The following is a 12,740-nucleotide window of genomic DNA, read 5'->3' as shown; positions in this document are numbered from 1 at the left end:
AGATTTCCGTGAAGCTGGCGTGTGCCACCGTGCGCCGGTGACGCTCCGTCACTCGTAGCGGCACCGTCGGCGAGTGTGATGACCTCGTACGGATCGTGTCCCCGCACCTGGATGCGGTGCGGGTGGAGCGGGTGTGGGTGAAGAATGGTGTGGTCTGCATTTCCGCCCGTACCCGCGAGTTGCCGGTGGGCTGCCCGGATTGCGCAGCGGCCTCTGTGCGGGTGCACAGCCGCTATGTCCGCACCCTGGCCGACCTCGCCGTCGGCGGCCGCCGGGTGTCGATCGGGCTGTCGGTGCGGCGGTTGTTCTGCGACAGTCCGCACTGCGGCCGTCGGACGTTCGCTGAGCAGGTCGACGAGCTGACGGTGCGCTACCAGCGCCGCACTCCACTGCTGCAGCATCTGGTGGAGACGGCCGCGGTGTTGCTCGCCGGCCGTGGCGGCGCCCGGTTGCTGCAGATCTTGAACGTGCCGCTGTCCCGCACCAGCGTGCTGTTTCACCTGATGCGCATGCCGCTGCCACCAGCGTCCACGCCCCGTGTGCTGGGCGTGGACGACTTCGCGCTGTACGCCGAGGTCTACGGCACGCTGCTGGTCGATGTCGACACCCGGCTCCCCCTCACGCTCTGGGAGGGGCGGGATGCGGAGCAGCTGGCCGCCTGGCTTCGGGAACATCCCGGCGTCGAGATCGTCTGCCGCGACGGCGCGCTTCAGTACCGGCAGGGCATCAGCGCCGGTGCACCCGACGCCACCCAGGTCAGCGACCGCTTTCACCTCTGGCAAGGACTCTCCAAGCGGGTCGCGGACATCGCCGCCACGCACCGCGGCTGCCTGACGGCCGCGGTGCCCGAACCCGAGCCCGCCACATCGGCATCACCGTCCGATCCGACCGTCACGCCGGCCCGCCGTCACGCGAAGCTGCTGTTCGAGGCGGTGCACGCGGTGACCGACGACGGACGCTCGATCAACGCGGCAGCCCGTGAACTGGGCCTGGACTGGCGCACAGTGAAGAAGTACGCCCAGGCAGCCACCTGGCAGGACTGCATCCGCCGGTCGCGACCGCGTCAGCCCACCGCTCTGGATCCCTACCTCGACTACCTGCGGCAACGCTGGGAGGAGGGCGAGCACACCGCGAAGGTGCTGCACCAAGAACTGCTCACCAAGGGCTACCGAGGCCATTACCAGCGGGTCAAGATGGCCGTCGCGCCCCTGCGTCGCGGCTTGCCGATCGACATGCCGCGTGAGCGGCCGCCCTCACCTCGGGACGTCGCCCGCTGGATCATCACCGCGCCGACGCGACGCGGCCTGCATACCAGCGAACGGCTGGACCGACTGCTCGCGCACTGCCCGGAGTTGCACTCGGCACACGACCTGGTCCGGGACTTCGCCGCCATGCTCGATAGCCAAGACGCCGCATCGCTGCCGGACTGGCTGCAAAGGCTCGCCACGTCGCGACTTGCTCCCTTGGCCAGTCTGGCCAAGGCCATCCGCGAGGACCAACCGGCGGTCGAGCAGGGCATCACCACCCCGTTCAACTCCGGCGTCAACGAAGGCCGGATCACAGACTTGAAGCTCCAGAAACGGATCATGGCAGGTCGCGCCGGAGTCCCCCTTCTCCGCCACCGAGTTGTCCTCATGGCTCACCTCCGACGCCGCTACGAGTGACGGAGCGTCACCGGCGCACGGTGGCACACGCCAGCTTCACGGAAATCTTGCCGGAGCCAGCTGAAGTCGTACGCCGACACTTCGGGCAGTCAACGGATCCACGGACAGCACGGTTCGCCCCGTCCTCACCACATCGGTGGATACAGCGAAGGAGCACTACATCATGGCTCGGAATCACACCAAGCACATGCTCGCTCTCACGCTCAGCGTCGTCTCCCTCGTCGGCGGCGATCTGGTAGCTGCCGCCCCGGCCGGCGCCCAAGCCAAGCCCAACGGCCCCAGCCTTGCGGCGGGCGGCGGCCCCGTGGTCAACGTCGACAGCGGCAAGTGCCTGGACGCCGTGTGGAGTCACAGCAACGGCACGGCCGTGAACCAGTGGGACTGCTACGGCGGCGCAACCCAGCTGTGGAGCTGGAACGGCCAGGAGCTCGTCAACTCCGACAGCGGGAAGTGCCTGGACGCCGTGTGGAGTCACAGCAACGGTACAGCCGTGCACCAGTGGGACTGCTACGGCGGCGCAACCCAGCTGTGGTCGTTACGGCTGGTGGGCAACGGATAAGAAATCGTGAACGTCGACAGCGGCAAGTGCCTGGACGCCGTGTGGAGTCACAGCAACGGCACGGGCGTCAACCAATGGGACTGCTATGGGGGTGCAACCCAACTCTGGCACGGGTGAAGCCCGCACAGCGGTCGTCCCTGAGCCTCTTCGAGCCTGCCACTGATCGAACGGCGGCGAAGGGCGCATGACGGACAAGGCTCCCGGGCGGATGAGCGAGAGATCTCCTGTCTCAACTCATCTGCCAAGGAGCCTTGTCGGTATCCCGTCCTGCCGCACTGGACCAGCCTCATGCCCTGATGGAGGGGATGACCATGCTGAAAAGCTACTTGCTTCCCGTCGTGGGCACTGACCCCATGTGGCCGGTCTGCGGTCGGCCATTGGCAGGGCCAAGCCTGAGCTCCCGCAGCCGGAATCGCGCCACCCAAGGCCGTAGACACAGAAACACAAGAGCGTCCGCCTGGATCGGCTGGTGACCAACCCAGGCAGATAGCTGGCCTTCAGCCGGCCCGGAAGCGGGCAAGCCGGCGCGTGAGGGTTTCGATGCTCTGGAACGTGGCGCCGAGCAGGGCGATGTGCTTCCAGTGGCAGCCACTCTTCGTCGGTACTGCGGGCGACGTCCCGCTTTGGTTGCACAGCATGCCTGCTGTGCAACCAAAGCTCGCTCCGTCAGGCCCTAAACCAGCAGATCTCGATGAAATCCATGGGGTCGTCGTAGCGCTTCATTTCCTCAGCCACACGCCTCAAAGTTTCCGACTTCGAGGATTCCCAGGGGGTGAAATCCCCGCCTGAGCCACCCAGGTCCACGACTTGCACTCCACGGTCGATCACGTCTGAGATCAGTTGCAATATGACTCGCTCGACCTCTTCCCTGGAAGGTTTCGAATCCAGAATCCCTTCCGCAGCATCGTAGAGCAGCGGAAGGTAAACGGTAGTTTGCCCGGCATAGTCGACGAAGTAGTCCAGTTCTTCCCGATATTGCCTGGAATCGATCATCATTAATGAGCCTTTCCGTGGTAGCGCTCCAGTCCGAGTTCCGCCTGCAGGTCCTTCCCGGCGAAGTCGATGATCGGATCATCCGCACCGTTGCTTGAGCTGAAGTCACGGTAGTTGATCTTTCCGCCCTCGACTTCCCACATATCGATCGTCCCTTCGATCACCCCGTCCGCACTCTCCTTTCGAACGGGTATGGTACGGGTCGGCTTACCGAGCTTGCTACGGATGTCAGCCGCTATTGATCGCAGCTCCTCCGGAGTAACGGTGTACACGGGCGGCTTCGAGGAGTTGGCAACACCCAGAGGCTTTCCTTCCTTCAGGACCGCTTCTGAGATGTGAGCAAGCTTCTCAACAAGGTCCAGACCACCAGGGTTGCGATTCTCCGGCGTGTCACGCCCGTGCGGTCTCTATTGGGGTCAGCCGCAGCCCCCTGCGGGGACGGCGGACGACGCATCGTCCCCGGAATTCCCCACCCCGGATCAGTTGGCGCAGCTCTTCGGGTGACCCGTTGCGGCGTTCACCCCCGGACCGGGTCAAACCAGAGACGCCAGAAACGCGATCAGAGCGATCGCCAGGAAAAGACCGATCGCCCTCGCATGAGTGAAACGGGGGTAATTCTCCCCTACGTAGATGAGGTGGGCGTTCTTCGGGTCGTAGGTTATTGGGATCTCGTCATTCACTTTGAGCCGCGCTTCTTTTTTGGTGCGCAACAGAACTTCCGCCCTTTCGCCCCCGACGGACTTTCGACGGAGAAGGTGAGTGAATTCCTTCGCGGACACCTTTTCCACTCGCATACACCGGGCCCGGACAGTGACACTGCGCCTGTAGGACCTGGCGTTCGAAAAAGCGAGGGCGCAGGCAATAATGAGCCAGGCGATTCCGAAAACCACGAGAACTAAACGCCCGAGTGCGAACATCTGCGACGAAGAAAGAATTTCCATGGCGGCCGACTTTCGGAACGATAGGAATATTTTCGGCAGTCTACTTGTCGCTAGCCGCACTCCTCGACGTGCGGTTCTCTAAGGCTTGTCCCGTAACTGCTGGTCACGGGTGAGATGATCTTGCCGTGGCTGGTGTGATCACGGCGTCAGAGCCGTCCTGGATAACCCCGTTCACTGGGCTGAGCCCGCGTCAGTTCGGCAGACTCATCACGTCGTTGCGGCGTGGGGGCACCGACCCCGTTCGCAAGGGTCGGCCGTGGAGCCTGCCGCTGGAGGACCGGGTCCTGCTGGTCGCCGCGTACTGGCGCACCAACCTGACACTGCGCCAACTCGCCCCGCTCTTCGGAGTGTCGAAGTCCGCTGCCGACCGCATCGTCAACCACCTCGGGCCGGAGCTGGCCCTGCAGCAACGCAAGCGGTTCCGCAAAGACACCGTGCTGATCGTGGACGGCACCCTGGTCCCCACCCGCGACCACACCATCGCCGAGCAGTCGAAAAACTACCGCTACTCGACCAACCACCAGGTCGTCATCGACGCCCACACCCGGCTCGTCGTCGCCGTCGGCCGTCCACTGCCCGGCAACCGCAACGACTGCAAGGCATGGGAACTCTCCGGCGTGAAAGCCGCCGTCGGCAAGACCACGGTCATCGCGGACGGCGGCTACCGGGGCACCGGCCTGGTCATCCCGCACAGACGCGAAAGAGGCCAAACGGAACTTCCGGCCTGGAAAGAGGAACACAACACCTCCCACCGCAAAGTCCGCGCACGCGTCGAGCACGCCTTCGCCCGCATGAAGACCTGGAAGATCCTGCGCGACTGCCGACTCAAAGGCGACGGCGTCCACCACGCCATGCTCGGCATCGCCCGCCTGCACAACCTCACCATGGCCGGGTGATCAAGGAAGGGGCAAGTCAACCAGCATGTAAAAGATCATTTACGGGACAAGCCTTAGACAGGTCAGCACGACAACGGTCGCCGATTCAGCAGGGTATCTGTCGGTAGGTGATCGTTCGGCAAGCAAGTTGTCGCCAACTCCGAAGAAGTCGCCCCGCCGACGCGAGCGGAAGCGATCACCAGTGGCGAGGAGCGGCTGACACCCGAGCTTCTGGCCTTCACCTCGATCCGCCTGGGCAGTCTCGCCGATCTCGACCCGAGGCGGGCGAGGTCCCCGAGATCCCGCTGAACGTCAAGCCTCCACAGCAGTCGCGGAAGAAGCCGGGAAGGAGGCCGCGCAACACGGACTTCGACGACCAGGGCAACAGGACCGGCCGCCAATGGCTGAACTCCACAGCCACGACCGACCGCTGGCTCGCTCTGCACGACCTGGCCGAGGAACTCGACCGCGCGACAGACTCCACCAACTACCAGCGCCGGCGCGAGGTGCTGCGAAGCTGGTCCCTGTCGTCCGAGACTTGGAACGAGATCATCACTCGGCTTCCGCCCGTCCCAGGGCCCGTTCGCCCCAACCTGGACGACCGAGTACGCCAGGAAGCGTCCGCGTTCGTCTGGGCCTATGTCACCGGCGGCGAGCCGCTCTTCGCGCCGCGGCACGTCGAAGCCGAACTGCCCCCGGAGGTGCGCCAAGTCTGGCGGGAGCACCGGGCGAGCACCTGGTTCCAGCTCTCCCGTCCCGACGCTCTGAACCACTACACGGCCCTACGCTGACTCCTCTGTCAGCATGGCGAGGCTCTCATCGAGAAGATCGAATCGGGCACCAGCATGCCCATTCGCTAGCTTCCGTCCGCTCCGCCAGCGGCGCCCAGTCGTACCCGGTGACGCTGGAGGTCGACCTCGGCGACCTTCACCGTGATCAGTTGGCCCTCATCGACAAGCTGATCCGGAGTCTCGGCGGGCTCGTCAGTCAGCTCAGAGAGATGCAGGAACCCGACAATGTCCGGGGCAAGCTGCACGAACACGCCAAAGGGAACGATCTTGGTGATCGGTCCGTTGAGGATTCGGCCAGCCTGATCCGCAAACCGGATGAGTGGATCTTCTTGCAGAGCCTTCAAGGAGAGGGTGACCTGTCCGGAGCGCATCTCGGCGATGATCACCTCAGCGGTGATCCGCAGGCCGGCTTCGACTGCCTCGGAGGGGTGGTTGATCTAACCCCACGTCAGGTCCGGCACCCGGATGAAGCCGGTGCACAGGCCGTCCGGTTCGCCGTCGACGTGAACGAAGACCCCGAAGTTGTGGACCTCGGAGACCGTCCCAGTGACGACCTGCCCGCGTTCGAGCGCGAGGAGGAAGGACCGCAAGGCCGGAATCTCGCACGCCCTGGCGGAGTGGTGAAGCTGCCCCTCGCGCCAACGCCCGATCTCTTCGGCATCGATCTCCTGGCCGACCTCAAACAGCTCGGATGGATGCGAGATCCGACGCGCCGACGCTTCCTGCCGAGGAATCCGACCGATCTCGATCGCCCCACCTTCGGCATCTACGAGCTGCACCAGGACGTCCGCTCCGTCGAATCCGATGACCTTCACCGTCCTCACAACCCCCGGCCGCCGGAGCTGGTTGATCAGGGACTGCAGGCGAGGGTCGGAGGTTGGCTCGGACATGGGAGTGAGCCTAGTCGGGGCCGGCCGCAGACGACAGATTCCGTGCTGACACGAAAGTCAGCCTGCTGAGTCACATCAGTCGGCGGGCCAACTACCGCGCGCATGGGCCAACTAAGCGCGTTTCCAGAAGTTGTGTGTGTAACGGGAGTTGAGACCTTCTGAGGCAGGGGCCTTGACATGGCCCTCGCCGGGCGTTCGATCGAGGTGTCAGCAACGTTCGCCCACCCGGCGAGGTCGTGGTCTGTGTGCGCCCGTCCACCGTGTACGCCAATGCGTCCGCCACCGAGTGCCAGAGATTACGCGGTCTGTTGCGTGGCCGATGGCGGCCGGCAGCGCGGGCGGTGATGGTGCTGCTGTCGCTGCACGGCCTGTCACCAGCACAGATCGCCGCGCTGATGGAGTACGACCCGGCCACGGTGCGCCGCTGGATCGGCCGCTTCAACACCGCTGGCGTGGCGGGTCTGGCAGACCATCCCCGCAGCGGACGACCCCGGCTGGGCGGGCGCCGACTGCCCGCGCGGATCGCCGCACTCCTTGCCCGGCCGTGGCCGTGGACCGTCCGCAGGCTGCACCGATACCTGGGACGGCCGCAGATCAGCCACCGCACGCTCTACCGGCGCCTGCGACAGGTGGCCGTGTGGCGGCGGCCCAAACTGATCGCCCGTGGCGATCCGGCGCGGGACGCGGTCACCACTGCCGTCCGCCGCCGGGCGGCAGTGCTGCCAGACGGCGCGAAGATCTTCACGGCCGACGAAACGCATGTACACCTGCTGCCGCACGTCCATGCCCGCTGGACGCTGCCCGGCTACCGCCCCGAAGTCCCCACCCCGGGCAAGAACCGGCAGATCACCGTATACGGAGCGTTGGAGGTCACCACCGGTGCCTTCTTCTACCGGCTCGGGCACCGCTGCGCCGCCGACTTCCTCCTGCTGCTCCAGCAACTCCTGGCTGCCTACCCCGATGCCCCGGCCATCGCAGTCATCTGCGACAACGACCAGATCCACCACGCCCGCACGGTCCGCGACTTCCTCGCCGCCCACCCCGGAACACACCTGTGGTTCGGTGCCCGCTACAGCCCGCACGACAACCCGACCGAGCGGATCTGGGCCGCACTGAAGAACTTCATCGCTGACACAGCAGTGTCCTGGCCCGGACGCAGACGGCAGATCCACGCGTTCTTCCGCGGCCGCTCACCCGATCAAAACCTGGCCACCGCCGCCCCCTGGACGAGCCCCTGGTTCCCGGCCCATTACCGACAGGACTTCTGGAAAGCCGCTTAGCGTGCTCAAAGGCCACCTATCGGGCTCAGTCACAAGATCAGTGTGACTAAGCGCCCGACCTGGCAGGGCTCGCCAACTGCAGTGCAACCACCGTGCCCGCGGAAATGTCAGGGGCAGAGAGCGGTAGTGAACCGGGGCAGGGACTCGGAGAGTTCCAGTACGCGCATGACCCGTCTCCCATGCCGCGCAGCTCCAGCCTTCCGCCCCCTAGGTTCCGCGGTTTCGTGAGCACTTCCAGTGATCATGAGCATCGTTCGAGCATTTCCGCGCGATCATGAGCATCGGTAGGATTCAGTAGTTGTCACTTGCCGTCTGTTAGTCATCTTCCGGTTCGGGCTGGGCGTCCCCTTCATAGGGGGGCCGTGAATTTTCGGCCTCAGGACAGTTTCGCTTCGGGGGCGAAGGCGGGCAGCTTCTCGAGGCTGCTGCGCACGGCCTCGGTGCCGTACTCGAACATCTGTCGCTCGTAGTCGTCGAGCGCGCCGAGTAGATCCTGGCGGCCTTCGTTGGCCTCGATCAGGCAGCGGCGCAGCAGGTCGGCGTCGCGCAGCGCGGTGTTCGCGCCGTTGCCGCCGGTCGGGGAAGTGGCGTGGATCGCGTCGCCGAGCAGCGTGACCGGGCCGGACGCCCAGCGCTCAGCGGGCTTGACCACTCGGATGGACAGCAGCGTGCTGTTGTTGGGGTCGGTTTGCTCAATCAGCGCGCGCAGCTGCGGGTGCCAGCCTTCCATCCTGGACAGTACGGCGTCCTGTGCGGTCAGGTCCCCCAGAGAGCCGTCCGGCGGCAGGATCATGGCCCAGCGTACGTAGTCGCCGATGTCGGGGAGCGTGACGTAGGGGGCCAGTTGCTCGGCGGCCTGCTTGGGCGGGGTACGGAAGCGCATCGCGCCGAGCAGCAGGCTGACGCCGTCGCCTGTGATCTTCGAGCCGTAGGCTTTGGACAGGTTGACGAACTCGTCGGCCAGCGGGGTGCGGCCGATGACGAACCGGACGCCGGTGTCGGTCGGGGTGGTCTGCGGCGACAACACCCCGCGGACCGCGGAGGTGACGCCGTCCGCGCCGACGAGCAGGTCGGCGGTGGCCGGGGCGCGGCGGGCGAACCGGGCTTGGACCTTGTCGTCGGCCAGCACGCCGTAGCCGGTCAGCGCGGCATCGGTGTGCACGGTGAGGTCGGTCAGCAACAGGTGTCGCAGCACCTGCCGGTCGACCACGACACCGGTCCGGCCCGCGCCGAGCCTGCCGATCTCGTTCAGTTGCGGGTCCAGGATCAGCTGCTCGGCGGAGGCGTGCATGACGATCTCGTCCAGCAGCGGGTGCCAGCCCGTCGGCAGGCAGTCGCGCACCGCCTGGAAACCGGTCGGGTCCAGCACGAGCCGGTAGCCCTGGAACCGTGCGGCGATCTCCGGGTCGCGCTCGAACACGTCGGCCTCGATGCCGGCACCACGCAGGCCCTGCGCGAGAGCCAGACCTCCCAGACCGGCTCCGACAACGGAAACTCGCATCACAGACCTCCGAGACATCGGTGCGAACTTAGTTCGTCATGACGAGCTAAGTTCTAGGCAGCGAACTTAGATCGTGTCAAGCTATAGTGGTCGGTATGCCCGCCGATCCCCGCCAACGCCGCGCAGCTCGCCACGCCCAACCCGCCGCGCAGCTCTCCACGTCGGCACCGCGCAAGAAGCCGATCACCGTCGAACGGATCACCGACGCCGCCCTCGAAGTCGTGGCCACCGAGGGGTATGACGCGCTAACCATCCGCCGGGTCGCCGCCGTGCTCGGCACCGGTCCGTCGTCGCTGTACGCGCATATCGTCAACAAGGACGACATCGACGATCTGCTGATCGGCAGGCTCTACGCCGAGGTCGTGCTCCCCGAACCGGACCCGGCTGCCTGGCGCGAGCAGCTGCGCGGCGTGTACACACAGATCCGTGACCTGTACCTGAAGTACCCTGGAGTCTCGCGCGCCGCGCTGGCTATGGCGCCGACCAACCTGGAAACGCTGCGGGTCGGCGAAGGAATCCTGGCGATCCTGCTCGCGGGCGGCATCGAACCCAGGACTGCCGGATGGGCCCGCGACGCGCTGTCCCTCTACGCCAGCGCCTATGCACTGGAGCAGTCGCTGGTCCAGCAACGGCGCCAGCACCAGGATCACGAATGGGTGCTCAGCCGCGAGGAGTTGTTGGACCGCTTCACCGCGCTGCCCGCCGAGAAGTTCCCGCAGACCCGACGCTACGCCGCCGAGCTGACCTCCGGCACCGGACACGACCGCTTCGAGTTCACCCTCGGCCTGCTCATGAACAACCTACGGCCCGCGTCCGGTTGACCTGTGGCTCGCGGCATGCGGCATGCTGAACCGTTCCGACTTTCCTGCCGGTGTCTTGTTGGCCGGTGATCAGTCGGCTCGTGGTTCTGTGCCAGCGTAGTGTGCTGCCTTGTGCACCACCTGCCCCAGTAACACCAATGGGTACCTCATAACGCATCACCCGCGCGCACCCTCGCTGCCCTGCCGGCGGAAGGCAGGGAGGCAGGGAGGCAGGGAGGCAGGGAGGCAGGGAGGCAGCAGACGATAAGCAGAGCGACCGCCGGAAGCAGCCCGCTTGGACCTTGTGCTCATGATCGGCACCCAAGGGCAGTGCTCATCAAGCGCGGAAAACCCCATCGCCGCAGGAACCAGTGCTCACGAAGATGCGGTCCCTAGACGCCCTCCTCCTCGGCCCGTTGGCGCAGCCGCAGCAGCAGGTTGAGACCGACCGAGTCCATGAACGTGACCGCGGACAAATCCATGATCAGAGTCTGACCGTGAAGGGAGAGGGCGCCTGTTGCTTCGATGACGTAGGGGCAGGTATCGAGGTCCAGTTCACCCGATACCGCGACGACCGCCCGACAGGGATGTTCTGCGACGGCCACGTCAAAAGTGGAGGGCATGGCTGCACCGCCCTTCGGTGGTAGGGGCCAATCACGGTCCGTTCTCCACCGCGCAGACAGAGAAGACCGCCAAGCACACGGCACGAAACCGCGTACAGCCAAGCGAGACCACCCGCACCCTCCACCGGCCACCTCGTGACCACCCAGCAGCGCGGAGCCCCCACCAGACCAGGCTGGTTGCCCTCCGAGCCTGACACTCTCCACACACCAAGTCCAGGCCGCTCCGGTCACGTCCACGGACCCCCCACCAGGTGCGCCGCGCCGGGCGGGCCGCGCCGGGCGGGCGGGCGGGCGGGCGGGCCGAGCGAACACGCTCCTACTCAGTCAGTGCGGCCAGAGCGTGCCGGGCGGACGCCACGACCCTGGGCCAGGACCTGGAGGCCATGAACTCGGGCCACCGCTCTGGACTCAGCGCTGGACACGGTCGGCCGCGCTGCATCGGATGCGTGCCTCCATCGCCGTCACCTCTGCCTGCGATGCCAGCGTGTAGCCGAGGGCGGCTTCAGGGCCGGCAAGCACGGTGGTGTCGTCGTAGAGAAGGTTCACATTGAGGGTGAAGTCGTCGTAGAAGTTCGCCTTCGAATAAGTCCGGTCGATCCATACCTGCTGTTGGTATTCGGGGTCCGACAGTGCCCGGAGGGCCGAGATGGCCTCGACTCGCATCTGCGGCAACGTCACCTGAGCACGATTCACGGCCTGTTCCATCCCTTCCACGTGAGCCACCCCGTGAGCGGAATGTGCCAATGCGCATTCCCTCCTTGATGGACCCCTCGATCGGCCGTCTCGCGGATCGTGCGGCGGCCAAGCCGATGCTCGACCCAGCCGTCGCAGCCCGCACATCGCCGCGGACGGCCGTTCAAGGCCTGCCAACCGCCAGTGAAACGCACTCGCGCGGAAAGTCCCAGGTCGCAGCCACCGACGGGGACCGGCGCATCGGCCATGCTCACTCCGGGCCTGCTTCTCGGCTCTTCTTGCGCGGCTAGCCCCAGCACCCCTCACTCTGTGGCCCCGCTTCGACAAACGCGTTTGTCCAAGCCCGGCCCCTGTGACGCCAACCGCGCGACGCATAAGGCTCTCTGTCCCTCGGTGTGCTTGCGCACGCCCTGTCCCGAAGGATGACCGTGCCCACCAACTCCCCTTGCCCTGAGAGGCCCACCGCTCCCGCCAACGGCCCTATCCAGCCCCCGGCTGCTCCGGCCCCGGGTCCTGAGCCCTGGTCGGCATCCCGGTGGAGAAACACCGCGCTCGCCTTCGGCGCTCTCGCCTACCTCCTACTCATGGCGACGGTGATCATCCTGTGGATCCAGTACCCGACCATCCGTGCCCGCCTGGATCATCGCGGTACGCCGCCGCTGACCCACCCCAGCTCCATCGGCTGGAGCAGACCGACCGTGGATTGCCGCCGAGGAACGCGGCGAGGCAGCCGCCCGTCCGGACGCCGTACACGTCGGCGACTGCGGCACGACCGGGAAACGGAGCACACCGACCAGGCGCTAGCACACTCCCTATACACCAACGCCACAGCCGCGGAGCCGGGGGATGCATGGTGGTGAACCACGCCTCGTCGTTCTCACGCGCCGGCGCCCGCTGCGGGTGCGCACGGACTCGGTCGACCCGGGCGGTGGCTGCGTGGGAACCACCGCCACGCCGTGGCTGGACTGCCGCCCGGCGAAGAGGTCACGGCCGAGGCCGACAGCTAGACGAATGAGTCCGATGTAATCAGCGGTGGGGCGATCGCTCTACTGCGCAGGTGGGCCGAAGTCGCCCTGCCGCCAGATGACGTCAAGCGTGACCGTCTGGAACCGCCATCCAGCCGTGGTACG

At 66.0% G+C, this 12,740-nt stretch carries 15 protein-coding genes; 7 read left to right on the top strand and 8 right to left on the bottom strand.

Annotation, left to right across the window (positions count from 1 at the left end; all coding sequences use genetic code 11):
• Nucleotides 1-95 precede the first annotated feature (95 nt).
• The 3 genes from DT019_RS36605 to DT019_RS41170 all read left to right on the top strand — a co-directional run bounded on the left by DT019_RS36605 (nt 96) and on the right by DT019_RS41170 (nt 2,340).
• Entirely contained in the window at nt 96-1,664 is a 1,569-nt protein-coding gene (locus DT019_RS36605) for an ISL3 family transposase (RefSeq protein ID WP_223279947.1), read from the top strand.
• Between the two features lie 163 nt (nt 1,665-1,827).
• Complete coding sequence (locus DT019_RS36600; protein WP_114041321.1) at nt 1,828-2,223, top strand: RICIN domain-containing protein; 396 nt, start codon at nt 1,828-1,830, stop codon at nt 2,221-2,223.
• 6 nt (nt 2,224-2,229) lie between these two features.
• Nucleotides 2,230-2,340, top strand: a complete 111-nt coding sequence (locus DT019_RS41170; protein ID WP_189390265.1) for an RICIN domain-containing protein — start codon at nt 2,230-2,232, stop codon at nt 2,338-2,340.
• A 549-nt stretch (nt 2,341-2,889) separates the two neighbouring features.
• On the opposite strand, the gene DT019_RS36590 is transcribed toward DT019_RS41170, so the two are convergent.
• The 3 genes from DT019_RS36590 to DT019_RS36585 all read right to left on the bottom strand — a co-directional run bounded on the left by DT019_RS36590 (nt 2,890) and on the right by DT019_RS36585 (nt 4,157).
• Entirely contained in the window at nt 2,890-3,219 is a 330-nt protein-coding gene (locus tag DT019_RS36590) for a hypothetical protein (RefSeq protein ID WP_114041319.1), read from the bottom strand.
• Nucleotides 3,219-3,380, bottom strand: coding sequence for a hypothetical protein (locus tag DT019_RS39990; RefSeq protein WP_189390263.1), 162 nt, complete (start codon nt 3,378-3,380; stop codon nt 3,219-3,221). Before DT019_RS39990 ends, DT019_RS36590 begins: the two co-directional genes overlap by 1 nt.
• A gap of 369 nt (nt 3,381-3,749) precedes the next feature.
• Nucleotides 3,750-4,157, bottom strand: coding sequence for a hypothetical protein (locus DT019_RS36585; RefSeq protein ID WP_147267401.1), 408 nt, complete (start codon nt 4,155-4,157; stop codon nt 3,750-3,752).
• A gap of 125 nt (nt 4,158-4,282) precedes the next feature.
• Here DT019_RS36585 and DT019_RS36580 point away from each other — a divergent pair, with 125 nt between their 5' ends.
• Together DT019_RS36580 and DT019_RS39240 are read left to right on the top strand one after the other, a co-directional pair.
• Nucleotides 4,283-5,053 carry a transposase gene (locus tag DT019_RS36580; protein WP_114041317.1) on the top strand — a complete coding sequence of 257 codons (771 nt, stop codon included), beginning with the start codon at nt 4,283-4,285 and terminating at the stop codon, nt 5,051-5,053.
• Nucleotides 5,054-5,160: 107 nt separating this feature from the next.
• Nucleotides 5,161-5,823, top strand: a complete 663-nt coding sequence (locus DT019_RS39240) for a hypothetical protein (protein WP_147267400.1) — start codon at nt 5,161-5,163, stop codon at nt 5,821-5,823.
• 65 nt (nt 5,824-5,888) lie between these two features.
• Here the strand turns inward: DT019_RS39240 and DT019_RS40575 are convergent, their stop codons facing one another.
• Nucleotides 5,889-6,209: a S1 RNA-binding domain-containing protein gene (locus DT019_RS40575; protein WP_223279946.1), complete on the bottom strand. Its 321-nt coding sequence runs from the start codon at nt 6,207-6,209 to the stop codon at nt 5,889-5,891.
• A 51-nt stretch (nt 6,210-6,260) separates the two neighbouring features.
• Nucleotides 6,261-6,713: a S1 RNA-binding domain-containing protein gene (locus tag DT019_RS40570; protein WP_223279945.1), complete on the bottom strand. Its 453-nt coding sequence runs from the start codon at nt 6,711-6,713 to the stop codon at nt 6,261-6,263.
• 245 nt (nt 6,714-6,958) lie between these two features.
• Between DT019_RS40570 and DT019_RS36565 the strand changes: the two genes are divergently transcribed.
• Nucleotides 6,959-7,993 carry an IS630 family transposase gene (locus DT019_RS36565; protein ID WP_317617849.1) on the top strand — a complete coding sequence of 345 codons (1,035 nt, stop codon included), beginning with the start codon at nt 6,959-6,961 and terminating at the stop codon, nt 7,991-7,993.
• Between the two features lie 376 nt (nt 7,994-8,369).
• Here the strand turns inward: DT019_RS36565 and DT019_RS36560 are convergent, their stop codons facing one another.
• Entirely contained in the window at nt 8,370-9,494 is a 1,125-nt protein-coding gene (locus DT019_RS36560; RefSeq protein ID WP_114041314.1) for an FAD-dependent oxidoreductase, read from the bottom strand.
• Nucleotides 9,495-9,589: 95 nt separating this feature from the next.
• Here DT019_RS36560 and DT019_RS36555 point away from each other — a divergent pair, with 95 nt between their 5' ends.
• Nucleotides 9,590-10,315, top strand: a complete 726-nt coding sequence (locus tag DT019_RS36555; protein WP_114041313.1) for a TetR/AcrR family transcriptional regulator — start codon at nt 9,590-9,592, stop codon at nt 10,313-10,315.
• Between the two features lie 371 nt (nt 10,316-10,686).
• On the opposite strand, the gene DT019_RS36550 is transcribed toward DT019_RS36555, so the two are convergent.
• Nucleotides 10,687-10,917: an STAS domain-containing protein gene (locus DT019_RS36550; protein WP_114041312.1), complete on the bottom strand. Its 231-nt coding sequence runs from the start codon at nt 10,915-10,917 to the stop codon at nt 10,687-10,689.
• A gap of 408 nt (nt 10,918-11,325) precedes the next feature.
• Nucleotides 11,326-11,622, bottom strand: a complete 297-nt coding sequence (locus DT019_RS36545) for an SCO4402 family protein (RefSeq protein ID WP_147267399.1) — start codon at nt 11,620-11,622, stop codon at nt 11,326-11,328.
• Nucleotides 11,623-12,740: the final 1,118 nt, after the last annotated feature.

The organism is Streptomyces sp. SDr-06 (genome assembly GCF_003324565.1).
Lineage (GTDB): Bacteria > Actinomycetota > Actinomycetes > Streptomycetales > Streptomycetaceae > Streptomyces.
This window is presented reverse-complemented; position numbering and strand designations above follow the sequence as displayed.

What these genes read in the sequence shown, in the direction of transcription:
- DT019_RS36600 (WP_114041321.1), top strand. Translation starts at nt 1,828, where the DNA reads ATGGCTCGGAATCACACCAAGCACATGCTCGCTCTCACGCTCAGCGTC.
- DT019_RS36590 (WP_114041319.1), bottom strand. Translation starts at nt 3,219, where the DNA reads ATGATGATCGATTCCAGGCAATATCGGGAAGAACTGGACTACTTCGTC.
- DT019_RS36585 (WP_147267401.1), bottom strand. Translation starts at nt 4,157, where the DNA reads ATGGAAATTCTTTCTTCGTCGCAGATGTTCGCACTCGGGCGTTTAGTT.
- DT019_RS40570 (WP_223279945.1), bottom strand. Translation starts at nt 6,713, where the DNA reads ATGTCCGAGCCAACCTCCGACCCTCGCCTGCAGTCCCTGATCAACCAG.
- DT019_RS36560 (WP_114041314.1), bottom strand. Translation starts at nt 9,494, where the DNA reads ATGCGAGTTTCCGTTGTCGGAGCCGGTCTGGGAGGTCTGGCTCTCGCG.
- DT019_RS36555 (WP_114041313.1), top strand. Translation starts at nt 9,590, where the DNA reads ATGCCCGCCGATCCCCGCCAACGCCGCGCAGCTCGCCACGCCCAACCC.
- DT019_RS36550 (WP_114041312.1), bottom strand. Translation starts at nt 10,917, where the DNA reads ATGCCCTCCACTTTTGACGTGGCCGTCGCAGAACATCCCTGTCGGGCG.
- DT019_RS36545 (WP_147267399.1), bottom strand. Translation starts at nt 11,622, where the DNA reads ATGGAACAGGCCGTGAATCGTGCTCAGGTGACGTTGCCGCAGATGCGA.